Genomic DNA, 26356 nt, shown 5'->3' with positions numbered 1-26356 from the left:
CAACGCCCGAACACTGCCAGCCCGTTTCACGCAAAGGTTGATGTTCCTGACACCAAGAGCCATGACTGACCTCGCAGCTTCGGCAAGCCATGACTGGGACGCGCTCAAGGCGCGTATTGAATCGCAGCTTCACGCAATGGCGGGCGCGCCGGAGCCGGATGAGCCGTTGGTGCGCACGGCCGTTCGCGAAAGCCTGGTAGGCTCGGGCAAGCGCATCCGGCCGATCCTCGTGGATCTCGCCGCCCGCGATCTTGGCTACGACCAGCCGGCAGCCTTGCAGGCGGGATGCGCCATCGAACTCGTGCACACCGCCTCGCTTCTGCTCGACGATCTCCCCTGCATGGATGACGCGCTGACGCGGCGCGGCAAGCCGACAGTGCATATTCGCTTCGGCGAGGATGTCGCGGTGCTGGCTGCGATTGCGCTGCTGGGCGATGCCTTTGGATTGGCGGCTTCGGTGCCCGGTCTGAGCGGCGAGCAACGCAGCGCGCTGACGCTTTCGCTGTCGCAATCAGTTGGCATGCGCGGCTTGGTCGCCGGACAATATTCGGACCTCCGAAATGTTGGCCAAACCAGCGAAAACAGCGTCATTCAGTTGAACGACCAGAAAACCGGTTCGCTGTTTGTGGCCGCGGTAGAAATGGCCGGTATCCTGGCGGATGCCCCAACGGCACAGCGCGAACAGCTCAGGATCTATGGCATCGAGCTCGGCCGGGCGTTTCAGCTGTTCGACGATCTCCTGGATGTTGCGGGTGATGCGCAGCGCATGGGCAAGAGCAACAACAAGGACGCCGGAAAAGCTGTTCTGGCACAAGGGCTTGGCGCGAAGGCAATGGCGAGACATATCCAGGCACATCTCGATACGGCCTCCGGTGCGCTCGATCAGTTGCCCGACGGCGCGCCGCATCTGCGGGCTTTCACGGACAAGCTGTTTGGCACGCCGGCTGCGGGCATTCGGCGGCGCGGGGGTCGGAAGCCGGACTCGGTTCTGGCGAGCTTGTTGGCTTAGATCTGGGGCCGTTTCCACAGCGAGTCGTCGCGCAAAACGGCCATATTGGCGCGCGATTTGACGGTTTCAGCGAGCCCCTTGGCGGCGAAACCGCTCTTTTGCAGCGTGCTCGTTCGCACGCGCTCGTCCCAGGCGGAGGGTCCGCGTTTCACGACCTCCTGACCGATGGCGCGATAAACATAAAGCGCGGTGGCGATCGCTGTCGCTGACCGAAAGGGCAGTGAGCCGATGCCGACCCGAGCCGACGCATAATAAGGCTCGGCGGCATCGACCAACCGCTTGGCGACCGTTGCCAGCGCAACACGATGTTGTGATGACGCAACTTCATCCACGGGGATGCCGGCTTCGTCCAGCCAGTCGAGGGGCACGTAGATTCGCCCATTCTCGGCATCTTCGACGATGTCGCGCGCGATGTTGGTGAGCTGGAAGGCGAGGCCGAGGTCACAGGCACGGTCGAGCACCTTTGCATCGCGCACGCCCATGATATCCGCCATCATGATGCCGACAACGCCGGCCACGCCGTAGCAATAGGTCATCAGGTCGTCCAAGGTCCGGTAGCGGCGATGCTCGACGTCAGCGCGAAAACCTTCGAGATGGGCGAGCGGCAGCGCGCGCGGCAGTTCGTGATGCTGGGCGATGTCGCGCAAGCCGGCAAAAGCCGGATGTTCGACCGGTCCGCCATCCAGCGCGTTCAGGGTGGCTTGGGTCAGCTCCGCCAGTCGTTCTTCCGGCGATTGCTCCGAGACCCGGCTGCCATGGCCGAGCACCTGACCGTCCACGACATCGTCGCAATAGCGGCACCAGGCGTAGAGCTTGGTGACGTCCTGCCTTGTCTGGGCATCGAACAGTTTGGCCGCCGCCGCAAAGCTCTGCGAGCCTTGCGCGATCGACTGATCGGCATAATCCTGCGTCGAGGCCGTGGTCATGGCTGCGCGTCGATCATCAGCTGCGCCGTGGCCTTGGCCGAACCGATCACGCCCGGCACGCCGGCGCCGGGATGGGTGCCGGCACCGACGAAATATAGATTGTCGATCTGGTCGTCGCGATTATGCGGCCGGAACCAGGCGCTCTGCGTCAGGATCGGCTCCAGCGAAAAGGCCGAACCGAGATGGGCGTTGAGTTCGTCACGAAAATCGAATGGCGTAAAGTGCCGGACGGTTACCAGCTGCGAGCGAAGGCCCGGCATGTAGTGCTGTTCGAGGTAGTCCAGGATGGTGTCGCGATAACGCGGCCCTTCCACGTCCCAGTCAATATCGGCACTGCCTAGATGGGGAACCGGCGCCAGCACGTAGTAGCTCGCAGAGCCTTCGGGTGCGAGCGAGGAGTCGGTGATCGAAGGCGAGTGGAGATAGAGCGAGAAGTCGGTCGCGAGCTTCGGTCCTTTGAAGATCTCGTTGATCAGCGGACGATAGCGCTGTCCGAAACATACGGTGTGATGCGCCAGTTGATCGTGCAGCTTGTTCAGCCCGAAATAGATCACGAACAGGGACATGGAATGCCGCTTGGCAGCCAGTTTCTTGCCTTGGCTCACCCCGCGCGGATGATCCGAAAGAAGCTTGCTGTATGTGTGCACGACATCGCCATTGGATGCGATCACGTCGAAAGGCAGCGTTTCGCCCCGGCTGACGATTGCGCGCGCATGGTCGCCCTTCGTCTCGATGCGCTCCACTGGGGAAGACAAGCGCAGCGTGCCGCCCAGATCCTCGAACAGCCGCACCATGCCCGCCACCAGAGCGCCAGTACCGCCTTTGGCGAACCACACACCGCCTTCGCGTTCCAGCGCATGGATCAGCGCGTAGATGGAGGAGGTCGAAAACGGATTTCCGCCTACCAGCAGCGAATGGAAGGAGAACACCTGCCGGAGATGCTCGTCCTTGATGAAGCTCGACACCATCGAATACACGCTGCGCCACGCCTGCAGTTTGGTCAGCTGCGGCGCGACCGAGATCATCGAGCGGAAGTTGAGGAACGGCACGGCGCCCAGCTTGATGTAGCCTTCCTGATAAACCGCGCGGGAATAATCGAGAAAGCGGCGATAGCCTTCGACATCGTCGGGGTTGCGCAGGCGGATCTGTCGGTCGAGTTCCTGTTGATCGTTGGCATAATCGAAGGTCGAGCCGTCTTCCCAGGCCAGCCGGTAAAAGGGCGTGACCGGCAGGAGCTCGACATAATCCTCCATGCGCCTGTTCGCTGCGGTGAACAGCTCGCGGATGCAGTCGGGATCGGTGATGACGGTGGGGCCGGCATCGAAAATGAAACCCTGATCCTCGTAGACATAAGCGCGCCCGCCGGGCTTGTCGCGCTTTTCGAAGATCGTGGTCTGGATGCCGGCGGCCTGAAGACGGATGGCCAGCGCAAGGCCGCCGAAGCCGGAGCCGATCACGGCGGCGGTGCGAGATGTGCCGGTCATGACAGCTCCATGGGGCGTGGGTTGGGTCGTGGCTTGCGAAGAAGGGCAGAAAGGGCTTGGGCAACCGGCACGGGCGGCTTGCCGGCCAGGATGCGCAGCTTGTCGGCCGCCGTTGTTTGGCCGGCATAGAAGCGTTCGATCAGCGGCTCGGGCAGCTGGTAGAAGCGCTGCATGACCTGCCAGCGCTGGTCCTGTTCGCCAGCCAGGAAAAGCATGCGGTTCAGCGCACGGAAGAAGCGCTGATCGCGCCACAGCGTTTTCGCGTGGGTTTGCAGAGCGTCGAGGATGGCGGGTGATGAGAGTTGCGGCAGGTCGGCGATCAGGTCCGCGACCCGCGCCGCATCTGGCAGCGAATAGCCGGTTGTCGGATGAAAGAAGTTGCCGGCCAACCCGATGCGCGGCACCGTCACATCCGTCCAAATCCGATCGATGTCGCCATCGAGCGTGATCGGCAGAACACCGTGTTCGCGGCGAACTTCTTCCACAATCCGCCAGCCTCGTTGGGCGCAATAGTTGGCGATGCGGGCTTCCAGCTCGGCGAGATCAAGCGCCCGGTCATCCACATAGCCGGTGTCCTCCACCAGCATCGTGGTGTCCGTAAAGGGCAGCAGATAGGTGAAGCGGTAACCGCCATCCTGCGGCGTCGTGGCGTCCATGATTACCGGCGCATCCAGACCGTGCGGCTCGGCAAAGCGCAGTTCGAGGCCGAGAAAGGACTGGAAGCGAATTTGGAGGCCGCCGTGAGGGCGGAAGCCAGTGGCGTCGATGACGGCGGGTGCCTTCAGCACCGTGCCGTCGGCAAGAACGACCTGAGTCGGCGAAATGGATTGCACGGCCGTGTTCAGCCTGATCCTGTCGGGCAGTTGCTCGGTCAGCACCGCATGAAAGCGGTCGGAGGTCGCGGAATTGTAGCCGGCCGTGAGACGCCTTTCGAACGCGGGGAAGCGTACGCTTTGCGAGGGCCAACGATGCGCCACCAGCGGCGCCATCAGCGCGTGTTGGTCGGCAGTCAGATCATCGTCGTGAAAGGACCAGGTGTGATTGCCGCCGAGCGTCGGGCCGCTTTCCAGCACGAGAACCTTCAGGTCGGGCCGGGCTTGCTTCAAGCGTCGCGCCAGCAGCCCGCTCGCTAATCCGCCGCCAACAAGGATCAGTTCAGCGTCCGTCATGCCGCCGCCTGCGATGCGCCTTGAACCGACGCATCTTTGGAGAAGGCGTGTTCGATCAGGAGCGCTGCGCGCTTGGCGCCGCCGGCCGATGCAAAACCTTTTGCCAGCGGCCGGGCAGCCGCCTTGTAGTCGGCACTGGCCGTCAGCAAGATGTTGAGCGCGGTGGCGATGATTTTGGGCGTGGCGCGCTTCGACACGACCTCGCCAACGCCGGCATGCCTGACACGCGCGGCCATGCCGGGCTGGTCGAAGGCTAGGGGAATGCAGAGCATGGGAACGGTTGCGGTGAGAGCGTCCACGACAGTGTTGAGCCCGGCATGGGTGATTACGACATCGGCGCGCGCAAGAGCGGCCTTCTGGTCGACCCGGTCCACCACCCAGTCGGCATCGAGACGTCCTGCCTGGGCCGGCGTGAGGCCGCCGCAATGAGCGATCATCAGCTGTACATCAAGAGCGCGGCAGGCGCGGGCAATGCGCTGGAACAGGTTGAAGCGGTGGCCCTGAAGCGTGCCGAGCGAGGCGAACACGAAGGGGCGATCCCTGGCAATCTCCGGCATGGGCTGGATGGAAGAGACGGGCCGCGAAAGCCGCAGCGCGCCGACATAATGGAAGCCAGCCGGCCGGTGCTTACGAGGAAAGTCGAAGCCTTCGGTCAGCTGTGAAATTTGTGCCAGTGGCGACAGGCAGTCGATCAGCCTGGTCTTGGGCGCACAACCAAGCTGCGTGGCGCATTCGGTTATCGTGCGATCATGCCTGGCCGTCAGCCAGTCCGCGATGCGCTCGCCCACTGCGTTGCGCTTGGCGGCTGCCTCGCTGTCTTCATAAGGCCATTCGAGAACCGGCAGCGGCACCATCGGCTCGCGATTGATCGGGGCGGCCACGGCAAGCGACACGAAGGGCAGGCCAAGATGTTCGGCAACCAGCGCGCCGCCAGCTTCCATCTGGTCGGTAACCACGGCCTCGATGCCATGCTTGCGCAACAAGGCCGGCGCCTCCATGCACAGCGTGCGGGTGATGGCCGCCATGTCGCTTACCGTGCGGCGAATGCCGAAGGGGAGCGATGGGCGGCGCGTGTTGCGGATCACCGATGCCGGCGACCAATCGCAGCGGGCCGGATCGAGCGCGATCAGCTCGAGGCTTTCCGGCAGAACGGCCGCGAGGTCGGGATGGCCGACGTAAAAGCATTGATGGCCGCGACCTGCGAGTGCCGCGCCAAGTGCAGCCATGGCCTGCAAGTGGCTGGACAAACCAGGCGAGAAGAACGCGATGCGCAAGCCCGATGGCCCTTGTCTTGTGCAGCCTTCGCGCCGCCGATTGCTTGATCCCCGAGAAATAGGGCTGGATGGGAAATAGGGCTGGAACATCGCGCGGAAAGCCGTTTTGAACTCAGCGTGATCGCATCTCCTGCCACGGCAAAGAGGGGCAGCCAAACCCTGACTGGCGCACTTGCCGCCCTATATGGAAGCGATCGGTCATCCACTTGCGAGGCGTTCTTGACGAGTCACGATCTTGCTTCTGCCGCGCCACCGGCTGGCCGGGTCAAATTCATACCGCGCCCGGCACCTGTTCTCGTTTATGTCGCTACCGTCCTTGCTATCCTCGCCGCCAAGGCTGCTATCCTCTACTGGATGGGCAATGACGTGACCTGCGCTTGTGGCGTGAAGCTGTGGCTGAACGATGCGACCGGTCCGGAAAACTCCAAGCAGATCGCCGATTGGTATTCGCTCTCGCACCTCATCGCCGGCATGCTGTTTGCCGCCGTGATGTGGTGGACGTCGCGACGCTGGCCTTTGGGCTGGATGATCGTCGCCGCAGCCGCGTTCAGCATGGGCTGGGAGGTGATCGAGAACACGCCGTGGATCATTGCCCATTTCGGCCAATCCGAAATCGGCGCGAACTATGCCGGCGATACGATCGTGAACTCGCTGGGTGACAGCGTCTTCGTGCTGGCCGGTTTCGTTGCTGCCTTGCGTTTACCGCTGTTTGTTGTGATTGCGCTGGGCCTGCTGGCGGAAGCAGCCGTGACCTTCGCAATCAACGACGGTCTGATCCTGAGTACGATGCGGTTCGTGGGCGGCTTGTTCTAAAGGATGAGACTGGCCACGCACTTTGTTAATGATTTGTTAACCATCTTCCGGTGAGATGCTGATCAGTCACCTCGCCGGCGACCACGGATGAACTGGCGCCGGCAATGAGGTGGCGCCTAGAAAAGGTCGGCCTTGTGCCGGCCTTTTGTTTTGACCGGGACACGCCGGACACTTTGCTCCGTTCGTCCAGCCTTGGTAAAAGGCACCATGAAGCGCAGATGGATCATCGCCTGCTGCCTGACCCTTGCACCGCTTGCTGCGCGTGCCGAGCCTGATCTTTCCCATCTCCTTGGTCCCCGCTTGGCCGATTCATCAAACCAGGTCGCGGCAGATTATGCGGCGGCGATGACCGGCCGGGAATGGGTTGTGCTGGGAGAAAGCGTGCCTCCGCTCAGCATGCGCACCCGGTGGCTATGGGTTGGCGACGACGGCAGCACGGTTCAGCGCGTGGCGGAAAACTCCTTTCGCTGGCGCCAAGGCAATTGCCTCGATGCGTTCTGCCTGGCGATGGACTGCTTTGTCAGCTGTGGCCGGAAACGGTCTGCGCCGACGGCCAGATCCGCAGGATATCCGCGCCCGATCTGGGGACCGTGGTGCTCGAAGGTGTGACCTTCAAGCGGGACATTCCATAAGGAGCCGCTTCGGCGATGGCGCGCGGCATCACTGCTTGGCGCCATCGCAGGTCTGCCTGGTTCTAAAACACAGCCAGATAGCGAAGCAGCGAGATAATGCCGATGATGATCACGATGAGCTGCACGATCTGACGCATGCGGGCATCGAGCGGCAAACGCTGCACGAGCCAGAGCACCAGGATGATGACAAGGAAGGTGATCAGGATGCTGATCAGAACTGACATGGAATATCCCTCTCCACGGCGCCGATCGCCGTCAGCATCCATATAGGGGAGGCAAGGCAAGCGGCGAGGCGAGATGATCTACTTCACAGGTGACACGCATTTGCGCGAAGCGCGCGGTTTGCGCATCGACCGCCGCCCCTTTGCCTCTGTGGCGGAACAAGATGCGTCGCTGATCGCCAACTGGAACAACGTCGTGGGCGAGGATGACGAGGTCTGGCACCTCGGCGATTTCGCCTGGGGTGATCAGGCGGCGATCGAACAGCTTCTCACGCAACTGAACGGGCGCAAGCACCTCATCATCGGCAACAACGATCCGGAAACCACAACCGCTGCGCAGGGTTGGGCGAGCGTGCAGCACTATGCCGAACTTGAGCTCGACGGGCATCACCTCGTCTTGTGCCACTACGCCTTCCGCACCTGGAATGGGATGGCTAAGAGGTCGATCAACCTGCATGGCCATTCACACGGGCGCTTGAAGCCAATGCCACGTCAGGTCGATGTCGGGGTGGACGCGCAAGGGTTTCGGCCGGTGTCGCTGCAGACCATCGTGGCCAACAAGCGCTGGGCAACGCCCAAGTCACCTGACGCTAGCGCTGGCTGATCAGCGCGCGTAGCCGTTCGATCAGGCTCTTGATCTCGTCGGGCTTGGCGACATCCAGGCTGAGCAGGTCGCTGCTCTTCAAGCCGCTGATGGCACAATATAGGATCATCGCCAGTTCGGGATCGCCGAGATCGGCCTTGATGCGGTCGAGCAGCTCGCGCTCGTAGCGGCGCACGGGATTGAGGAAGGACGGGTCTTCCGCCAATGCCGCGAGGATGCCCGACGACGGAGGACGCTTGCAGACGTGCTGTTCCACGAAAAGGTCGAGATAGGCGTGCGCAACCGCATGACTCCCGGGCGGTCGGTCCGCTTCGCGTGCCTTCAGTGTCTGGTCATACTCTTGCACGAAAGTTTCGACGGTGGCTTCCAGCAGTCTCGATTTGGAGGGAAAGTGGTAAAGCAATCCGCCTTTCGAAACGCCGGCCTTGGCCGCAACCGCATCGAGCGACAGATTGCCTGGTCCTGTTTCCCAGGCCAATTCGGAAGCCGCCTGCAGAATACGGTCACGCGTTTCGTTGCGTCCTGTCACCATTGTGACATGGGCTCCTCTTGACAATACCGTCCAGACGGTACAGCTATCCCGCACTGCAACACAACTCTTTTCTGCTACCCTTGCGGTAGTTCACTGATTGAAACCCGCGTCCACCCGAGCTTTTCTCATGATCAAACGCCTCCTGATTGCCATCGTCCTGCTCGCCCTTGTCGGAGGAGCGATCGTTGGCTTCAACATGTTCCGCGACAAGGCCATCACGGACTTCTTCGCCAATATGCCGGTGCCGACGGCGACGGTTTCGACCGTTGCTGTCGAAAAGCGCAGCTGGACGCCGAACATCGAGGCGATCGGCACGATCAGCGCCAATCAGGGTGTCGATCTGACGGTAGAAACAGCGGGCGTGATCACCGAGATCAACTTTAAGGCCAATCAGCAGGTCAAACAGGGTGACGTTCTGCTGCGCCTGGACGACGCGGTGCAGCGCGCCGACCTCGAAGCCGCCAAGACGCAGGCAGCACTCGACCAGCAGTCGCTGAAGCGCGCGCAGGAACTGCAGCAGCGCGGCGTGGGCTCCAACGTTTCGCTGGATACGGCGCAGGCTGCCGCCCAGACTTCAACTGCGCAGGTCCAGAAGCTCGATGCCGTGTTGACCCAGAAGCAGCTGCGCGCGCCCTTCAGTGGCACCGTCGGCATCCCGCGTGTCGATGTTGGACGTTATTTGTCGCCAGGCGATGCGGTCGTGACGCTGCAGGATGTAAGCACCATGCGCGCCGACTTCACCGTGCCGGAACAGCGCCTTGGCCAGATGCGCATCGATCAGCCAGTGATCGTGACGCTTGACGGCCAGGACGGCGAATTCAAGGGCAAGATCACCGGCATCGATCCGAAGATCGACCCGGCCAGCCGCCTGGTTTCCATCCGCGCTGCAATCGAGAATCCCGACAATGTCCTGACCCCCGGTCAGTTCGCCCGCATCAAGGTTCAGCTGCCTGCCGAAAACGACATCATCATCCTGCCGCAAACGGCCGTCGTGACCTCGCTTTATGGCGACTATGTCTATGTCGTTCGTCCGATGGAGCAGAAGAAGGCGGAAGAAAACAAGGAACAGAAGGAAGAGCAGGGCGACGCCGCCGCTGCCGCAGGCCAGCCGCAAACGCCGCCGGCAACGCAGCAGGCATCCCAGGTCTTCGTTCAGCTTGGCCGCCGCAACGGTGCGGAGATCGAGGTTAAAGGTGGTCTCAATGTTGGTGACCAGATCATCACGGCCGGCCAGAACCGCTTGAGCAACGGCACGCCGGTTGCGATCGACAACACGATCGACCCGGCCAAGTCCGGTGAGCCGACACAGGTGTCGCAGCAATGAGCATTTCGGATATCTTCATCCGCCGGCCCGTTCTTTCGACGGTGCTTGGCCTCATGATCCTGCTCCTGGGTTTCCAGGGGCTGTTCAATCTTGCCGTGCGCCAATATCCGGAAGTCGAGGAAACGGTCATCACCGTGACGACGACCTATCCGGGTGCATCGGCAGACCTGATCCAGGGCTTCATCACCGCGCCGATCTCGCGCGCCGTCGCGACCACGGAAAACATCAACTACGTGACGTCGCAGAGCACGCCTTCGGCCAGCGTCGTCACCGTCACCATGACGCTCGGCTCCGATCCGGATTCGGCGCTGACGGAAGTGATCGCCAAGGTCAATCAGGTGCGCGGCGACCTGCCGACGGAGGCCGAGGATCCGGTCATCGTCAAGGGTACGGGCCAGCAATTCGCCATGATGTATCTGGCGATGCAGAACCCGCAAATGACCAATGAACAGGTCACCGAATATATCGAGCGCGTCATTCGCCCGCGCATGTCGACCATCCCGGGTGTTGCCGAAATCCAGATCTTCGGCGCAGCCGATTACTCCATGCGCGTGTGGATCGATCCAATCCGTCTCGCCGCACGCGGTTTGACCGCATCTGAAGTGCAGAGCGCGATTGCCGCTTCCAACTTCCTTGCGGCACCCGGCAAGACCAAGAACAACCTCGTTTCCTACGCCATCACCGTTCAATCGACCTTGCAGAACCCTGAGGCGTTCGGCGCCTTGCCGCTGAAGGCCGAGGGCGACGAAGTCGTGCGGCTGCGCGATGTCGCCACGATCGAGCTTGCGGCCGAAAACACTGACACGATCGTGACGTTCAACGGTCAGCCCGGCACCTTTATCGGCGTATTCCCGACGCCGGCCGCCAATCCGCTCGACACCGCAAGTGCGGTGATCAAGGAACTGCCGGCCATCCAGGCATCGCTGCCCGAGGGCATGACGATGACGATGATGTATGACTCCACCGAGCAGATCAGCGCGTCCATCGAGGAAGTGTTCAAGACGATCGGCGAAGCGGTGTTCGTCGTTGTCGTGGTCATCCTTCTGTTCCTCGGTTCGTTCCGCTCGGTTCTGATGCCGATCGTCACCATTCCACTGTCGCTGATCGGCGTTTGCGCCGTGCTGCTGGCGATGGGCTATTCGATCAACCTCCTGACCTTGCTGGCAATGGTCCTGGCGATCGGCCTCGTGGTCGATGACGCCATCGTGGTGGTGGAAAACATCCACCGGCATATCGAGGAGGGGATGGAGCCGCGTGATGCCGCCTTCAAGGGCATGCGTGAGATCACCGGCCCGATTGTCGCCATGACGATCACGCTGGCGGCCGTGTTCGCGCCGCTCGCCTTTACCGGTGGCTTGACGGGTTCGCTGTTCCGCGAATTCGCGCTCACCCTTGCCGGCGCGGTGGTTCTTTCGGGCATCATCGCCTTGACGATCACGCCCATGATGTCGGCGCGCCTGCTCAAGAAAGGCAATCACAGCCGTTTCCAGAAGTTCGTCGATCGCACCTTCGCGCGGCTGGAAAATCGCTATGAGCGTCTCGTCAGCGGGTCGCTGAAATATCGACCGGTTACGCTGCTGATCGTGATCGTGCTGGTTGGATTGACCGGCTTCATGTTCACGAAGACATCGAGCGAACTGGCGCCTGAAGAAGATCAGGGTGCGCTCTTCGCGCTGGTGACGGCACCGCCCTACGCGACCGCCGAATACACCAATACCTACACAACCCAGATGCGCGGTTTGACCGAGGATATTCCCGAGCTGCGGGCGAACTTCTCGGTGGTCGGCATGGGTGGTGCGACCAACTCGGCCTTCGCGCTCTGGGCCTTTAAGGACTGGGCGGATCGTGATCGATCGCAGGCCGAAATCCAGCAGGACATCCAGGGCCGCATCTCCAAGGTGGCCGGCGTGGAAGCTCTCGTTTTCTCGCCGCCATCTCTGCCGGGTGCCGGCGGCGGTCTGCCGATCTCGCTGGTGCTTCAGACCACTGGCGAATCCAGCCGCCTTTATGAACTGGCTGAGCAGGTGCGAAAACAGGCTCAGGAATCCGGCCGCTTCATCGTGGTGCAGAACTCGCTGAAGTATGACGCCAACCAGGTTGTCGTGACCATCAATCGCGACCGCGCTGCTGCGCTGAACATTTCGGTTCGCGAGATCGGCGCAACGCTTGGCCTGATGGTCGGCGGCGGTTCGATCGCGCAGTTCGACCGCGATTCCAACAGCTACGACATCATCATGCAGGTGCCTCAGGACTATCGAAACAATCCGGAGAAGCTGGGTGAGTTCTTTGTTCGCAGCACCACCGGCGAGATGGTGCCGCTGTCGGCGGTGGTGTCGATCAATACCGGCGTCACGGCCACGGCGATCGAGCAGTTCAACCAGCTCAACTCCGCAACGATCTCGGCCCTGCCTGTGCCGAGCGTCACTACGGGTGAAGGTCTGTCGACGCTCGAAAACATTGCGCGTCCGCTGCTGCAAGACGGCTACTTCATCGACTATTCCGGCCAGTCGCGCCTCGAGGTCGAGCAGGGCAATACGATCCTGATCGCCTTCCTCGCGGCTGTCGTGGTGATCTATCTCGTGCTCGCGGCACAATTCGAGAGCTTCCGCGATCCGCTGATCATCATGATGTCGGTGCCGCTGTCGATCTTCGGCGCGATCCTGCCGCTCAACCTTGGGCTGGGTACGCTGAACATCTACACGCAGGTGGGTCTGATCACGCTGATCGGCCTGATCACCAAGCACGGCATTCTGCTTGTGGAATTCGCCAACCAGCAGCGTGAGGAACACGGGCTGAACCGCTTCGAGGCCATCATCGCTTCGGCCAAGGTTCGTTTGCGCCCGATCCTGATGACGACGGCCGCTATGGCGCTCGGCATTGCGCCACTTCTGGTCGCGTCGGGTGCGGGTGCCGCAGCGCGTTTCGCGATGGGCCTGGTGATCGTCACCGGCATCCTGATCGGCACGATGTTCACGCTCTTCGTGGTGCCGATGTTCTATACCTTCCTTGCCCACAAGGAGACGCATGGCGAACGCCAGGCCAAGCACGACAAGCCGCTGGCCCTTCCTGCACCGGCTGAATAAGCGGGCCGCGTTTTGCCCATGAAGTATCCGGTCACGCCGGATGGCCGGTACTTTGTGGTGCGGGGCAGGCTTTGGCGGACGAGCAATCCCGATCTCGGTGAGGCCGAGCGGGACCTGTTGGTCAAACAATTGATGACGGCGCGCCGGGACATAGCCTTGGCGCGCCGTTCGCATGATGGCGATGCCGAAAAGCAGGCGCGTGGCCGGGTCGATGCGGCGAAGATCGCGCTAGGCGAGCGCGGTCCCGTCTGGTGGACGGACGGCGCGCCCGATCACAACCGCAAGATGGCGGTGAACTCGCCTTATGCCGACTGGTACAGCGCGTTGCAAAAACCCGATCCAGCCGCATGACCCGTTGCGGTTCGGTGCCAGCCGGTTCATGATTCCACCCGGAGGACATGTTCGGGAGGGTTGGAATGGCGGCTGCGCGGGAAACCGAGAGCTTCGACTATATCATCGTGGGTGCAGGCTCGGCGGGCTGCGTGCTGGCCAATCGCCTGTCGGCTGATCCCAACACCCGCGTTCTCTTGCTCGAAGCCGGCGGCCGTGACCTCTACCACTGGATCCACATTCCCGTCGGCTATCTCTACACGATCGGCAATCCGCGCACCGACTGGATGTTTCAGACCGAAGTCGAGAAAGGGCTCGGCGACCGGGCGATCGGCTATGCGCGCGGCAAGGTCCTGGGTGGATCGTCGTCCATCAATGGCATGATTTATATGCGCGGTCAGGCTGAGGATTATGACGGCTGGGCGCAGGCCGGCAACACCGGCTGGTCTTGGGCCGACGTGCTGCCGGTCTTCAAGAAGTTCGAGCGCTTCTATGATGGCGCCAGCGAATTTCATGGCGCCGAAGGCGAGCTGCGCGTCGACAAGCAGCGGCTGAAATGGGCGGTCCTGGATGCCGTGCGCGACGCGGCGCAAGAGATCGGCTTGCCCCATTCGCACGACTTCAACACCGGCGACAATGAGGGCGTCGGCTATTTTCATGTCACGCAGAAGGGCGGCTTACGCTGGAGCGCGGTGCGCGCCTTCCTCAACCCCGCCCGCAAACGGCCGAACCTCAAGATCACCACCAAGGCGACCGTCGAGAAGGTGACGGTGAAGGACGGTCGTGCGACCGGCATCGCCTATCGCGTGAATGGTAAGGAGATGCAGGCGCTGGCCGCGCGCGAGGTCATCCTGAGCGCCGGCGCCATCGGCTCGCCGCATCTGCTGCAACTGTCCGGCATCGGCGATGGCGAGACGCTAGGCGAGCACGGGATCGATGTCGTACATCACCTGCCGGGCGTCGGCCGCAACCTGCAGGATCACCTCCAGATCCGCGCAGTCTATGGCGTCACCGGCATTCCGACGCTGAACCAGTTCGCCAACTCGCTGTTCGGCCGCATGCGGATGGGGCTGGAATTTGCGCTGCGCCGCACCGGGCCGCTCACCATGGCGCCAAGCCAGCTCGGCATCTTCGCGAAAAGCAACGAGCGCTATGCGACGCCCAACATCGAGTTCCACGTCCAGCCGCTGTCCACCGAGAAGCTTGGCGAGCGGCTGCATGATTTTCCAGGCGTCACCGCTTCCGTCTGCAACCTTCGCCCGACCAGCCGTGGCTCGGTGACGCTGCGCTCGAAAGACCCGGCCCAAACGCCGAAGATCGCGCCGAACTATCTGGCGACGCCGGAAGACGAGATGGTGGCGGTGGAATCACTGCGCTACGCCCGGCGCCTGTTCGAAACCCAGGCCATGGCGCCCTATACGCCGAAGGAGTTGAAGCCGGGACCCGAGGCGGTCAGCGATGACGACCTGCTGAAAGCCGCGCAACGGCTCGGCACCACGATCTTCCATCCGGTCGGCACGGCGAAGATGGGGTCAGATTCGATGGCCGTGGTGGACAGGGATTTGCGCGTTCATGGCCTTCAAGGCCTGCGCGTCGTGGACGCCTCGGTCATGCCGACCATCACCTCCGGCAACACCAACGCGCCGACCATGATGATCGCCGAGAAAGCCTCCGAAGCGATCCTGAAGGCCGCGCGCGCTTAAGGCGCCGGCGCTTCCACCGGCCAGCGCAGCAGGGCGGCGCGGCCTGCATCTGTAATGTCATAGATGCCGCGCTCTGGGCTGACGAACCAGCCATAGACGTTACGATGTAGGATCTTCTGCGCGTTGGGATTGGCCGGCCTGAGGTCGCGAGGGCGCTTTGGTCCATCCACCAGCATGGCGGCGCAAGAAAGCGCTTCCTGTCGATAGGCGGTCATGATCGGCTGGCGTGTCATGCCGCCTTCCGCCGGATCCCCGCGGCGGCGGCGGTGTTCTTCGATCAAACGCGAGCGTTTGCGCGGGTCTCGGCGAGGGGCAAGGGCTGCGGGGCTCAGCAGCAGTTCGACGCCGCCGGCACCGGTCACGCCAAGCAGGCCGAAGCCGAGGCGGCGGCACAGATTGCGGAAGCGGGCGTCGTGTTCCCTCCCTTTGCCCCGCTTGGACATCCTGGCGGCGAGCCAGACTTCGTCGCAGGCGGAGGCGCGGTCTACGGCTTGTAGCAGCAAGTCCATGTTGAACTGCATCTTAAGTTCGCAGACCACCACCACCGGCGGCTCGCCTTCGCGCAAACCGACCACATCGCAATGGCCGATCTCGCCTTTGACAAGGTAGCCAAGCCCTTCCAGGAAGCGCTTCACCGGCTTGTAGAGCGAGGTTTCGGTCATCGAATCAACGGTTTGTTCATGACCCAGACTTAGCCCGTCGAAGAATGGCAGGGGAAGCCAGCAGGGTTCGGATCGTTCGAGCCAAAGCTGCGTTCTCGCCCCATGCCCGATCACACTTTCCATCGCCCCGAGGATTTTCCTGCCGCCGTAGAACAGCTCGGCGAACGACCGCTGCTCGTGTTCCACAACGATGCGGATGGGCTTTCTGCCGGCGCGATCCTGCAGAACGTGATGCTGAAGCGCGGCGTTGACAGCACGATCCGCATCATCGGGAAGGGCGAGAATGCTTATTCCGACGATTTCATGCGAGAGTTGGAAGCGCTTCAGCCCACCGGTCTGATCATCGCCGACCTCGGCGTCTCGAACCGGGTAAATTTGCCTGACATCCCCACGATCATCATCGACCATCACGCGCCAACCGGCGTGCCTGATAAGGCCACAGTCATATCCGGCTTCAACGACGATCCTGTGCCGACAACCAGCCTGCTTGCCTATCGCTGCGCGAAAGCGGCGGGGGTTGAGGAGGGGCTGCTCTGGCTGGCGGCACTCGGGATCATTGGTGACCTTACGGAAGATTACGGCTTTGCCGAAATGGCCGAAGCACGATCGGCCTACGGCGTGACCGCGCTGCGCAATGCAGCCTCTCTGATCAACGCCCCGCGTCGGACCGGCTCGGGCGATGCAACGCCGGCTTTCGATCTGCTGATGAAGGCACAGGGGCCGAAGCAGGTTCTGTCCGGTGAGTTCGCGGAAACCGAGGCGCTGCTGGCGGCCAAGGCCGAGGTCAAGCAGGCGCTGGATGACGCGCGCAAGGTGGGCCCAAAATTCTCCGGCAATGTCGCGCTGGTGCAGTTTTCCTCACCCTGTCAGGTTCATCCGCTGATTGCGCAGCAATGGCGCGGGCGGTTGAAGAACGCGATCATCATTGCCGCCAATACCGGCTACCGCGAGGGCTTCGTGCATTTTGCGGTGCGCTCTTCCAACGACACCGACATCCTCGCCTTCCTCGCCCAACACCGCCCGCCGGGCGCGGATGAGCAATATGGCAATGGCCACCGCGCGGCCTCCGGCGGCGCGCTGCGATGGGACGATTGGACCTTCTTCCTCAACACACTCGGCTTCGACGCATCCGGCGCGCCGCAGCCCGCATCCTCGGAAATGGCATGAACAAACGAATTTCGCGCCTTGGCTTTCCCGTCAAGGTCATGGGCCGCGACGACCTGAAGAGCGGCGACAGCCGCCGGTCGACCAACAATCCGCACCTGAAAGTGTCGCTCGAATATATCGACGCGATCCTCGATTACCTCGTGAAGCACGACATCCGGATGTATCGCATGTCCTCGGACATCGCGCCCTATGCGACGCATCCCGATATGCCGCAATTCCATGGCATGGTGGCCGAGAGCGACGCGGAGTTGCGCGCTCTGGGCGCGAAGTCGAAGGAACTCGACATCCGCCTGTCCTTCCACCCCTCGCAGTTCGTGGTGCTGAACAGCCCCGACCCCGAGCTTATCAAGAAGAGCATCTGGGATCTCACCAGCCAGGCCGAGATGCTCGACCGCATGGAGCTTGGGCCGGAAGCGGTGATGGTGATCCATGTCGGCGGCACCTACGGCAACATTCCCGCCGCCCGCCAGCGCTGGGTGGACACCTGGGCTACCCTGCCGGAGCCGGTGCGGCGCCGCCTGGTGCTGGAACATGACGATCTCAGATTCTCGGCGGCGGACGTGCTGTGGATCCACGAGCATACCGGTGTGCGGTTGATCTTCGACCACCAGCATTTTTGGTGCCTGAACCCGGAGCGCGCCGACATGCGCCAGACGCTGGAAGCCATCCTCAAGACCTGGCCGGAAGGACAGCAGCCAAAGCTGCATTTCTCCTCGCCGCGCACGGAACTGCGCGAGCAGATCCATGTCGACAAGAAGACCAAGAAGAAGGTCGTCAAGCATGTCGCGCCGGTCTTCACCGGCCATGCCGACTTCTGCAGCCCGTTCGAGTTCGCGACCTTCATGCGCATTGCCGAGGGGCTGGATTTCGACGTGATGCTGGAAGCCAAGGCCAAGGATCTCGCTCTGATGCGCCTGCGGCCCGACCTGCTGCGCTATGCGCCGGATGTAGCGGCACGCTTCGGCATCGAGCCCAAGGACGCGCCAGAGCTCGAAACCGAGTCCGACGCAGTGCTGGAAGAGGAACCGGTCGCTGGCGGGGCGTGAGGCGTGGGGGAAGCCGGCTACGTTGCTACCCCCGCCCGAACCTTCGGTTCGGCCTCCCCTCAAGGGGGAGGTGGGGAGGCTTGCACCAGCCTCACGCACTCCTCGTCATCCTTGGGCGGAGCCGTAGCGCAAGCGGAGGCGCAGACCCGAGGATCCATGCCTGAACGGCTGTTGGTGGGCCGGCCGGGGATATTACCTGCCGGGCACTGCTTCGACTGTTCGGGCATGGATACTCGGGTCAAGCCCGAGGATGACGAAGCGGAGAGGGGGCATGGCCGAATGATGCGCCGGCGTTTCACGACAGTCCGATGCCGTACTGGAAGAGGAACCGGTCGCTGGCGGTGCGTGAAGCGTGGGCAAAGCCGGCTAGGTTGCTAACCCCCACCCGAACCTTCGGTTCGACCTCCCCTCAAGGGGGAGGTGGGCGGGGCGCTTAGACCGCCGGCTTGAGGATCAGGTGCTCGCCTTGTCGAGCGCTGCGATGTCGTCCTGGCTGAGCTTCAGGCTGGCTGCCTTGGCAAAGCTTTCGACCTGATCCACGCTGGTGGCGCTGGCGATTGGCGCGGTGAGGCCGGGACGCGCGATGATCCAGGCGAGTGCCACTTCCGCCGGCTCGGCATTGTGGCTTTCGCTGACCTGATCGAGCGCATCGAGGATCTTGAGGCCGCGATCGTCCAGATATTTGCCGACGCCTTCACCGCGCTTGCTCTTCTTCAGGTCGTCCTTCGAGCGGTATTTGCCCGACAGGAAGCCGGAAGCGAGGCTGAAATAGGTGACGACGCCGAGCCCTTCGCGCATGCAAAGATCGCGCAGCGGCCCGTCGAACTTGCTCCGGTCGTAGAGGTTGTATTCCGGCTGGAGCACTTGGTAGCGCGGCAGGCCCTTGGCTTCGGACACCTTCAGTGCTTCCTGCAACTGAGAAGCGTCGAGGTTGGACGCGCCGACGGACTTGATCTTGCCGGCCTCAAGAAGCGTCTGGTAGGCGCCCAGCGTTTCCTCATAGGGCGTGTCCGGGTCCGGCCAGTGCGAGAAGTACAGGTCGATATGATCGGTCTGCAGCCGCTTCAACGAGTCTTCGGCAGCGTCCGCGATCCAGCGCTGTGACAAGCCCTTATGACTCGGCACGCCCATATCCGACCCGACCTTGGTGAAGAGCACGACCTGATCGCGCTTGGCTGGGTTGGCCTTCAGCCACTTGCCGATGATCGTTTCGGACTCGCCACCCTTGTTGCCGGGAACCCAGCTCGAATAAACATCGGCGGTGTCGATGGCGTTGAAGCCGTGATCCACAAAGGCGTCGAGCACCGCGAAGCTGGTTTGTTCGTCCGCCGTCCAGCCGAAGACATTGCCGCCGAACACCAGCGGCGCGATCTCCAGCCCGGTTTTGCCGAGCGCACGTTTTTCCATGGATTTTCCTTTCGTGCAGAAATTTCCGGCCCGCACGGGGAGTGCGCGGGCACCACGTCGGAGATAAGGGCGGAGGGTGGGGGATCAAGCCGCAGTGTATGTCGGCCACGTTGCGACCCCACCCGAACCTTCGGTTCGACCTCCCCTCAAGGGGGAGGTGGGAGCCTGGCCGTCGGAGCGGCCTAGCACTCCCTTGAGGAAGATGCCGCCGCACGGGGTCATGCGCAGGCAGCATGACAGGAGTAGGGCACAAGGCGGAGGATTAAGTGATGGGCGACGCGACATCCTCCCTCCCCCTTGAGGGGAGGGGCAGGGGTGGGGGCGGGCTTGGTGCCGACGCGTCCGCTCTGTTGTGCCTCGCCACCCAGTCGCCGGTGTTAGCGCCAAGGTACCCCCACCCCTTACCCCTCCCCTCAAGGGGGAGGGGAATGCGCGAGGGCAGCCCCTAATGGGCGAAAGCCAGCAGGAAAGCGCAGAGCACCAGGACAGTGCCGGCAAGGATCATGTCGATCTTGGCTGGTCGCATGGTGGCGGCTCAGGTGACCTGGATGGCGATCCAGATCAGGGTCAGGGCGATGACCCACAACGCCACACGGCCCCACCGGGTGCGCCGTGCTTCCTCGCGACCGATGGCGCGGGCCGTCTCGGGATCAAAGCGCAACCCGTTTTCGGCCATGCGATCGACCTCGATCGACAGGCGCTCGGCGCGGGCGGCGAGTTCCGGTGCCTGGCGGGCGAGCGAAACCATCGCGTGCAGACCGTCGCGGGCATCGATGGCCAAGCCCTTCGGCCCGAGATTGTCGCGGATCCAGGTGCCGACCACCGGTTCGGCCGCGCGCCACATGTTGAAGGCAGGGTCGAGCGTACGCGCGACACCTTCCACGACCACCATGGTCTTTTGCAGAAGCACGAGTTCGGGCCGCGTCTGCATGTCGAAGATCTCCGTGATCTCGAACAGCAGCGTCAGCAGCTTGGCCATGGAAATGGTTTCGGCGGGCTGGCCGTGGATCGGCTCGCCGATGGCGCGGATCGCCTGCGCGAAGGACGCGACGTCATGATGATAGGGCACGTAGCCGGCTTCAAAATGCACTTCCGCCACGCGGCGATAATCGCGGGTGATGAAGCCATACAGGATTTCGGCGAGGAAGCGGCGCTCCTTTTTGCCGAGACGGCCGGTAATGCCGAAATCGACCGCCACCAACGTCCCGTCGGCTTCCACGAACAGATTGCCGGGATGCATGTCGGCATGGAAGAAGCCGTCGCGCAGCGTATGGCGCAGGAAAGACTGGATCAGCGTGGTTGCCAGCGCCGGCAGATTATGACCGGCCGCCTGCACGGCCGGAATGTCATTGAGCTTGACGCCGTCGATCCATTCCAGCGTCAGCACGTCGCGCCCGGTGCGCTCCCAATCGACATTGGGCACGCGGAAGCCGGGATCGTTGCGGGTGTTTTCCGCGATCTCGGATAGGGCGGCGGCTTCGAGCCGCAGATCCATCTCGATCTTGGTAGTCTGCGCCAGGGTCTGCGCGACCTCCACCGGGCGAAGGCGGCGCGTGGCGCGGATGAAGCGCTCCTGCAATCGGGCCGCGAGAAAGAAGCTGCCGAGATCGGCCTGAAAGCGCTGGCGGATGCCGGGGCGGATCACCTTCACGGCAACCTTGCGGGCGCCGAGCGGATCGAGGATTTCGGCCGGATGCACTTGCGCGATCGAGGCTGCTGCCACCGGCGGATCGAGGCGCGCAAACAGGTCCGAAACCGGACGGCCTAGCGAGCCTTCGATCATCAGCGCGGCTTCTTCACGCGGGAAGGTCGGCATGCGGTCCTGAAGCTGGGTCAGGTCGAGCGCGAGATCGCTGCCGACCACGTCGGGGCGCGTCGCCAGAAATTGACCAAGCTTGACATAGGACGGTCCAAGCAGCTGCGTGGCGCGGATCAGGCGTTGCGCGCGCTCATCGGGTGCGCGACGGCGGGCCAGCACCTGCGCGACGCGCCAGCCGCGATGTGGCAGGCCTTCGAGGTCCTGTCCGGGAAGGGCCGCGAAAACGCCTTCGCGCAACAGAATCCAGCCGGCTCGAGCGAGCCGGAAATAAGCGGCGGGCGTGCTCATCGGATGCTCGCGATCAAAGCTTCCAGCCCGAATGCAGCGCTGCGATGCCGCCGGAATAATTGCGGTAGGAAACGCGCTCGAAGCCGGCGGCGCGGATCATGGTCGCGAAATTCTCCTGATTGGGGAACTTGCGGATGGATTCCACGAGATACTGATAGGGCTCGCCGTCGCCCGTCACCAGCTTTCCGATCGGCGGGATGGCCTTGAACGACCAGGCTTCATAGGCCTGTTCGAGGAAGGGCAGGTCGACCTCGGAAAATTCCAGGCAGAGGAATCGACCGCCGGGCTTCAGCACGCGGAAGGCTTCCTTCAGCGCGACATCGATATGCGGCACGTTGCGGATGCCGAAGGCGACCGTATAGCCGTCGAACGTGCGGTCCGAGAAGGGCAGGCTCTCGGCGTTGGCTTCCACGAAGGTGCAGTTGTTGAGCAGGTTGCGCTTGGCTGCGCGGTCGCGGCCGACTTCCAGCATGGAGCCGTTGATGTCGAGCACGGTGGATTGCGCAAGGCCGTCCGACGCTTCGATCACGCGAAACGCGATGTCGCCAGTGCCGCCGGCAACGTCGAGATGGGCGAAGGCGCGGGAACGCGGAGGGTTGAGAGCGGCCACCATCGCGTTCTTCCACACGCGATGCAGACCGGCCGACATCAGGTCGTTCATGACGTCGTAACGCTGCGCCACCTTGTGGAAGACCTCGTTGACGCGGCCCTGCTTTTCACCGTCTCCGACAGGCTGGAAGCCATAGGACTGGTTCATCTCGCCGGCGGCGGTGGCACGTTGGTCTGACATCAAATTTATCCCTTAAACCGGCCGGACCATAGCCGAGCCACAGTCGAAGCGCTACGTTTTGGAAGCGCGATGAAGAGACGCGCCGAACGTGGCGGCAGGAAAGCGCGAATGGTCCCGAAAGCAGAGTTGCATTGTCACATCGAGGGCGCCGCGTCTCCTGATCTGGTTGTCAAACAAGCACAGAAGTATGGCAAGGACCTGTCCGCCTTCATCCGCAACGGCGTTTTTGTGTGGGACGATTTCACCGGCTTTCTCCAGGCCTACGATGCCGCCGCCGAGCTTTTCCGCACAGAAGATGATTATGCCAGGCTGGCCGAGCATCACCTGTCGAACGTGGCGCGCGACGGTGCGATCTATGCCGAGTTCTTCACCTCGCCCGACCATGCCCGCCGCGCCGGACTGAGCCCCGAAGCCTATACGGACGCGCTGGGCGAGGGCATGAAGCGCGCCAAGGCGAAGACCGGCATCGAAAGCCGCATGATCGTCACCGGCGTGCGCCATTTCGGTGTGGAAAGCGTGGAAGCGGCAGCAAGGTTTGCGGCACGGTGCAGGCATCCGCTGGTGGCGGGCTTCGGCATGGCCGGCGACGAGCGTTTTGGCGACATCGAGGATTATGTGCGCGCCTTCGATTTCGCGCGCGAAGCGGGGCTAGGCCTCACCGTTCATGCCGGCGAGTTCGGTGGCTGGGAAAGCGTGCAGGCAGCGCTCGACCATCTGCGCCCCTCGCGCATCGGCCATGGCGTGCGCGCGATCGAGAGCGCCGACCTCGTGAAGCGGATTGCGGCGGAAGGGATCGTGCTGGAATGCTGCCCGGGTTCCAACATCGCGCTTGGCATGTTCGACAGTTTCGCCAATCATCCGCTGCCGGCGCTGCGCCGCGCGGGCGTTAAGGTGACGCTGAATTCCGACGACCCGCCGCATTTCCAGACCTCGCTGGCCCGCGAATACGAGATCGCCCGCACCGAGTTCCAGCTTGACGACAAGGCGCTGCTCGGCATCACCCGCACTGCGATCGAAGCAGCCTTCGTGGATCGCAAGACCAAGGCCGAGTTGCTCGCACGGCTGGAGCCGAAACGCCGTTAAGGGCAGGAAATGTGTGGCTGAGCCGAAGCTTTCGGTTTCGCGACAAGCGTCGGCTCGTTAAGGTCGCGCCGCGTTTGCGGTCGGAGTTTTAGTTATGGGCGTCACAGTCGTCGATCACCCGCTTGTTCAGCACAAGCTCACCATCATGCGGTCCAAGGAAACCTCGACGGCGAGCTTCCGGCGGTTGCTGCGCGAGATCTCGCTGCTGCTCTGCTACGAGGTGACGCGCGATCTGGAACTCACCACCAAGACCATCGACACGCCGATGCAGGAGATGGAAGCGCCGACGCTGGAAGGCAAGAAGCTCGTTTTCGCCTCGGTTCTGCGCGCCGGTAACGGTTTGCTCGACGGCATGCTCGATCTCGTGCCCGCCGCGCGCGTCGCCCATGTCGGTCTGTATCGCGATCATGAAACGCTGGAAGCCGTGGAATATTTCTTCAAGGCGCCGAGCGATCTCGAGAACCGCCTGGTGATCGTGGTGGACCCGATGCTGGCCACCGCCAATTCCGCCGTCGCCGCCATCGACAAGCTGAAGGAACGCGGCGCGACCAACCTGCGCTTCGTTTGCCTGCTGGCAGCGCCGGAAGGCGTCGAGCGCTTCACGAAGGCCCATCCCGATGTGCCCGTCTTCACGGCGGCGATCGACGAGAAGCTCAACGAGAAGGGCTATATCGTGCCGGGTCTGGGTGACGCGGGCGACCGCTTGTACGGCACAAAGTAAGCCGGGCTTAACCCTTCACTGAAGTCTTCCGCATCTCTTAACGCCGTTCTGCGCTCCGTGTGCCAAACGGGGTGAAGAGGTGCGTCATGAAGCGCTTGGTTGTTCCCGTCGGTCTTCTGCTCTCCGCTGCCGTGGCAGTGCCGATGATCTACGAGTCCGATCCGGACGCTTTTCTGCGGTTGTTTCCAGGCAACCGAGAGGAACCGCTGGTGGCAAGTGCCGTGTTTGACGACGGCACGCCAGCGGACAATCTGCAAGGCCGCCGCGTCAGGATCCCAGCCAACCGCGCAGGCCATTATGTCGCGAGCTTCAGGCTGAACGGCCGCTCGGTAGATGCGATGATCGACACCGGCGCCAGCCTGGTCGCCATCAACGAAACCACCGCCCGCAGCATCGGTGTTTCCCTGAAGCCGGCGGATTTTACCCATCAGGTGCAAACCGCGAACGGCCCGACCTCTGCCGCCGTCACCGTCGTGCGCGAACTTCAGATCGGCCGCATCACCGCCCGCGACGTGCCGGCGATGGTGCTGAAAGACAAGGCTTTGTCCTCCGCCCTGATCGGCGCCAGCTTCCTCCAGCGCATCGCGCGCTGGCATGTGGATGGCGATGGCATGGTGCTGGAGCAGTAGCAACTCAGCACAACCTTCGCGCGAAATCTTTCTTCCACGCATGCAAAGGCTCAGCTAAGAAGAAGGCGGGGCAGAAGCAGACGCGCCAGCCAGCGGCGTACCGGGGAGGATGAGCCACTCCGGCCGAGGCAACGGCTTTGTCCTGAACTGGAGGTGAGCGATGGTTCTTCCCATCATCACCCTGGAAGTACGAAAGACCCGGAGCGGCTGGCATGTTCGCTTCCGGGTCTCATTCGTAACATTCTAGGAAGAGGTGTCGGGAGTTCGCGCTCCCGGCACCACTCCAGAAAGATAACACCCGGAGCGGACATTTTCCAGCCCCAGCGTCAAGCAGCAACCCGCCGCAGGATGACCTTGCCGGGCTTCGGCCGCGTCGGTCCGATGGCGTAAGCGGCTCGCAGGGCGGCAGCACCTGCCTCGGCCGTATCCTCATCCTGCGCATGCACGAAGCCCAGAGGATCACCCGGTCGCATCTCCATGCCGACAGGCGCGAGTTCGGTGAAGCCGACGGAAGGATCGACGGTGTCGTCCGGCAGCCTGCGACCGCCACCCAGTTCGATCACGGCCAAACCAATCTCGCGCGTGGCAATGCTGGTCACGAAGCCAGCTTTGTGCGCTTCTACAGGGTGGATCACGGGCGCTTTCGGTAAATACTCGTCGGCGCGGCTGAGGAAATCCTTCGGCCCGCCGAGTGCCGCGACCATGCGGCCGAAGCGTTCTGCCGCGGCACCGCTTTCCAGCGCCTGGGTGGCTTGTGTCAGGCCGGAGCTTTGTGTCGGCGCAAGCTTGGCGAGCACCAGCATTTCCGCGGCGAGCGCCAAAGTGACCTCGATCAAGCGCGCATTGCGGCGGCGGCCGGTGAGGCAATCGACGGCAGCGGCAACTTCGACCGCGTTGCCGGCGGCATGGGCGAGCGGCTGATCCATGTCTGTGATCAGGGCGGAGGCGGGCAGACCGGTTCCGGTTGCAACGTCCACCAGGCTCTGGGCCAGATCTCTCGCCTCGCGCGAGCGCGCCATGAAGGCGCCATTGCCGAGCTTCACGTCGAGAACGAGCCCGTTCAACCCGGCGGCGAGTTTCTTCGACAGGATGGAGGCGGTGATGAGAGGCACGGATTCGATCGTCGCCGTCACGTCGCGCACTGCGTAGAAGCGCTTGTCGGCAGGGGCGAGCGCCGTGGTCTGGCCGATGATGGCGCAGCCGGCCTCGCGCACGGTGTGGCGGAACAGGGTCGTGTCCGGCTGGCTGGCATAACCGGGAATGGCATCCATCTTGTCGAGCGTGCCGCCGGTATGGCCGAGCCCGCGGCCGGAAATCATCGGCACGTAAGCGCCGCAGGCGGCAAGAATCGGCGCCAGGATCAGCGAAACCGTGTCACCGACGCCTCCGGTCGAATGCTTGTCGACCGTGGGGCCGGGCAGGTCGGACCAGTCCAGCACCTCGCCGGAATCGCGCATGGCGAGCGTCAGCGCTGCCGCTTCGTCGCGGCTCATGCCGTTGAGCAGGATCGCCATGGCAAGTGCTGCGATCTGGCCTTCCGAGACGGTGTTGTCGGTAATGCCGGTTACGAAGGCGTGGATGTCATCGGAGCCGAGCGGAAAACCATCGCGCTTTCGGCGAATGATCTCCTGCGGCAGCAT

General features: G+C 62.9%; 23 protein-coding genes. 12 read left to right on the top strand and 11 right to left on the bottom strand.

Annotated features, from left to right (window positions below):
• Positions 1–61 precede the first annotated feature (61 nt).
• Positions 62–1009, top strand: a complete 948-nt coding sequence (locus tag IE166_RS11880) for a polyprenyl synthetase family protein (RefSeq protein ID WP_189504098.1) — start codon at positions 62–64, stop codon at positions 1007–1009.
• Here the strand turns inward: IE166_RS11880 and IE166_RS11875 are convergent.
• The 4 genes from IE166_RS11875 to IE166_RS11860 are packed head-to-tail and all read right to left on the bottom strand — an operon-like array spanning position 1006 to position 5814.
• Positions 1006–1935 (bottom strand): phytoene/squalene synthase family protein, encoded by a 930-nt coding sequence (locus IE166_RS11875; protein WP_189504096.1) that lies wholly within the window; start codon positions 1933–1935, stop codon positions 1006–1008. The genes IE166_RS11880 and IE166_RS11875 overlap by 4 nt on opposite strands.
• A complete protein-coding gene (locus tag IE166_RS11870) occupies positions 1932–3419 on the bottom strand; it encodes a phytoene desaturase (RefSeq protein ID WP_189504094.1) in 1488 nt (495 codons plus the stop codon). The genes IE166_RS11875 and IE166_RS11870 overlap by 4 nt, the downstream gene beginning before the upstream one ends.
• Positions 3416–4588 (bottom strand): lycopene beta-cyclase CrtY, encoded by a 1173-nt coding sequence (gene crtY, locus IE166_RS11865; protein WP_189504092.1) that lies wholly within the window; start codon positions 4586–4588, stop codon positions 3416–3418. The genes IE166_RS11870 and crtY overlap by 4 nt, the downstream gene beginning before the upstream one ends.
• Positions 4585–5814, bottom strand: coding sequence for a glycosyltransferase (locus IE166_RS11860; protein WP_210312965.1), 1230 nt, complete (start codon positions 5812–5814; stop codon positions 4585–4587). The genes crtY and IE166_RS11860 overlap by 4 nt, the downstream gene beginning before the upstream one ends.
• Positions 5815–6081: 267 nt before the next feature.
• On the opposite strand from IE166_RS11860, the gene IE166_RS11855 reads away from it, so the two are divergent.
• Entirely contained in the window at positions 6082–6675 is a 594-nt protein-coding gene (locus IE166_RS11855; RefSeq protein ID WP_189504088.1) for a DUF2585 family protein, read from the top strand.
• Positions 6676–7369: 694 nt separating this feature from the next.
• Here IE166_RS11855 and IE166_RS11850 read toward each other — a convergent pair.
• A complete protein-coding gene (locus IE166_RS11850; protein WP_189504086.1) occupies positions 7370–7531 on the bottom strand; it encodes a Thivi_2564 family membrane protein in 162 nt (53 codons plus the stop codon).
• Between the two features lie 73 nt (positions 7532–7604).
• On the opposite strand from IE166_RS11850, the gene IE166_RS11845 reads away from it, so the two are divergent.
• Entirely contained in the window at positions 7605–8132 is a 528-nt protein-coding gene (locus IE166_RS11845; protein ID WP_189504084.1) for a metallophosphoesterase family protein, read from the top strand.
• Here the strand turns inward: IE166_RS11845 and IE166_RS11840 are convergent.
• A complete protein-coding gene (locus IE166_RS11840; RefSeq protein ID WP_189504082.1) occupies positions 8119–8664 on the bottom strand; it encodes a TetR/AcrR family transcriptional regulator in 546 nt (181 codons plus the stop codon). The genes IE166_RS11845 and IE166_RS11840 overlap by 14 nt on opposite strands.
• Positions 8665–8791: 127 nt before the next feature.
• Between IE166_RS11840 and IE166_RS11835 the strand changes: the two genes are divergently transcribed.
• From IE166_RS11835 to IE166_RS11820, 4 genes are all read left to right on the top strand, one after another.
• Complete coding sequence (locus tag IE166_RS11835; protein WP_189504080.1) at positions 8792–9988, top strand: efflux RND transporter periplasmic adaptor subunit; 1197 nt, start codon at positions 8792–8794, stop codon at positions 9986–9988.
• A complete protein-coding gene (locus IE166_RS11830) occupies positions 9985–13071 on the top strand; it encodes an efflux RND transporter permease subunit (protein ID WP_189504078.1) in 3087 nt (1028 codons plus the stop codon). The genes IE166_RS11835 and IE166_RS11830 overlap by 4 nt, the downstream gene beginning before the upstream one ends.
• A gap of 18 nt (positions 13072–13089) precedes the next feature.
• Positions 13090–13422, top strand: a complete 333-nt coding sequence (locus tag IE166_RS11825) for a hypothetical protein (protein ID WP_189504076.1) — start codon at positions 13090–13092, stop codon at positions 13420–13422.
• Positions 13423–13487: 65 nt separating this feature from the next.
• Positions 13488–15104 (top strand): GMC family oxidoreductase, encoded by a 1617-nt coding sequence (locus tag IE166_RS11820; protein ID WP_189504074.1) that lies wholly within the window; start codon positions 13488–13490, stop codon positions 15102–15104.
• Here the strand turns inward: IE166_RS11820 and IE166_RS11815 are convergent.
• Complete coding sequence (locus IE166_RS11815; RefSeq protein ID WP_189504072.1) at positions 15101–15766, bottom strand: DUF2161 domain-containing phosphodiesterase; 666 nt, start codon at positions 15764–15766, stop codon at positions 15101–15103. The two genes, IE166_RS11820 and IE166_RS11815, sit on opposite strands and share 4 nt — an antisense overlap.
• A gap of 102 nt (positions 15767–15868) precedes the next feature.
• On the opposite strand from IE166_RS11815, the gene IE166_RS11810 reads away from it, so the two are divergent.
• Together IE166_RS11810 and uvsE are read left to right on the top strand one after the other, a co-directional pair.
• A complete protein-coding gene (locus IE166_RS11810; protein ID WP_189504069.1) occupies positions 15869–16933 on the top strand; it encodes a DHH family phosphoesterase in 1065 nt (354 codons plus the stop codon).
• Complete coding sequence (uvsE, locus tag IE166_RS11805) at positions 16930–17979, top strand: UV DNA damage repair endonuclease UvsE (RefSeq protein ID WP_189504067.1); 1050 nt, start codon at positions 16930–16932, stop codon at positions 17977–17979. Before IE166_RS11810 ends, uvsE begins: the two co-directional genes overlap by 4 nt.
• A 453-nt stretch (positions 17980–18432) precedes the next feature.
• On the opposite strand, the gene IE166_RS11800 is transcribed toward uvsE, so the two are convergent.
• From IE166_RS11800 to ubiE, 3 genes are all read right to left on the bottom strand, one after another.
• Positions 18433–19386, bottom strand: coding sequence for an aldo/keto reductase (locus tag IE166_RS11800; protein WP_189504065.1), 954 nt, complete (start codon positions 19384–19386; stop codon positions 18433–18435).
• Between the two features lie 535 nt (positions 19387–19921).
• Positions 19922–21493 carry a 2-polyprenylphenol 6-hydroxylase gene (gene ubiB / locus IE166_RS11795; protein WP_189504062.1) on the bottom strand — a complete coding sequence of 524 codons (1572 nt, stop codon included), beginning with the start codon at positions 21491–21493 and terminating at the stop codon, positions 19922–19924.
• Between the two features lie 13 nt (positions 21494–21506).
• A complete protein-coding gene (gene ubiE / locus IE166_RS11790) occupies positions 21507–22283 on the bottom strand; it encodes a bifunctional demethylmenaquinone methyltransferase/2-methoxy-6-polyprenyl-1,4-benzoquinol methylase UbiE (protein ID WP_189504061.1) in 777 nt (258 codons plus the stop codon).
• 108 nt (positions 22284–22391) lie between these two features.
• On the opposite strand from ubiE, the gene IE166_RS11785 reads away from it, so the two are divergent.
• The 3 genes from IE166_RS11785 to IE166_RS11775 all read left to right on the top strand — a co-directional run bounded on the left by IE166_RS11785 (position 22392) and on the right by IE166_RS11775 (position 24716).
• Entirely contained in the window at positions 22392–23366 is a 975-nt protein-coding gene (locus tag IE166_RS11785; protein ID WP_189504059.1) for an adenosine deaminase, read from the top strand.
• Positions 23367–23460: 94 nt separating this feature from the next.
• The gene (gene upp, locus IE166_RS11780; protein ID WP_189504057.1) at positions 23461–24087 is read left to right on the top strand and encodes a uracil phosphoribosyltransferase; all 627 of its coding nucleotides are present in this window, start codon (positions 23461–23463) and stop codon (positions 24085–24087) included.
• An 86-nt stretch (positions 24088–24173) separates the two neighbouring features.
• On the top strand, positions 24174–24716 hold the full coding sequence (locus IE166_RS11775; protein WP_189504055.1) for a retropepsin-like aspartic protease family protein: 543 nt from the start codon (positions 24174–24176) through the stop codon (positions 24714–24716).
• 326 nt (positions 24717–25042) lie between these two features.
• On the opposite strand, the gene deoA is transcribed toward IE166_RS11775, so the two are convergent.
• Positions 25043–26356: a thymidine phosphorylase gene (gene deoA / locus IE166_RS11770; protein ID WP_189504052.1), complete on the bottom strand. Its 1314-nt coding sequence runs from the start codon at positions 26354–26356 to the stop codon at positions 25043–25045.

It is taken from the genome of Tianweitania populi (genome assembly GCF_014652875.1).
Taxonomy (GTDB): Bacteria; Pseudomonadota; Alphaproteobacteria; order Rhizobiales; family Rhizobiaceae; genus Tianweitania; species Tianweitania populi.
Note: the sequence above shows the minus strand (reverse complement) of the source record. Positions and strands in the feature narration are given on the sequence as shown.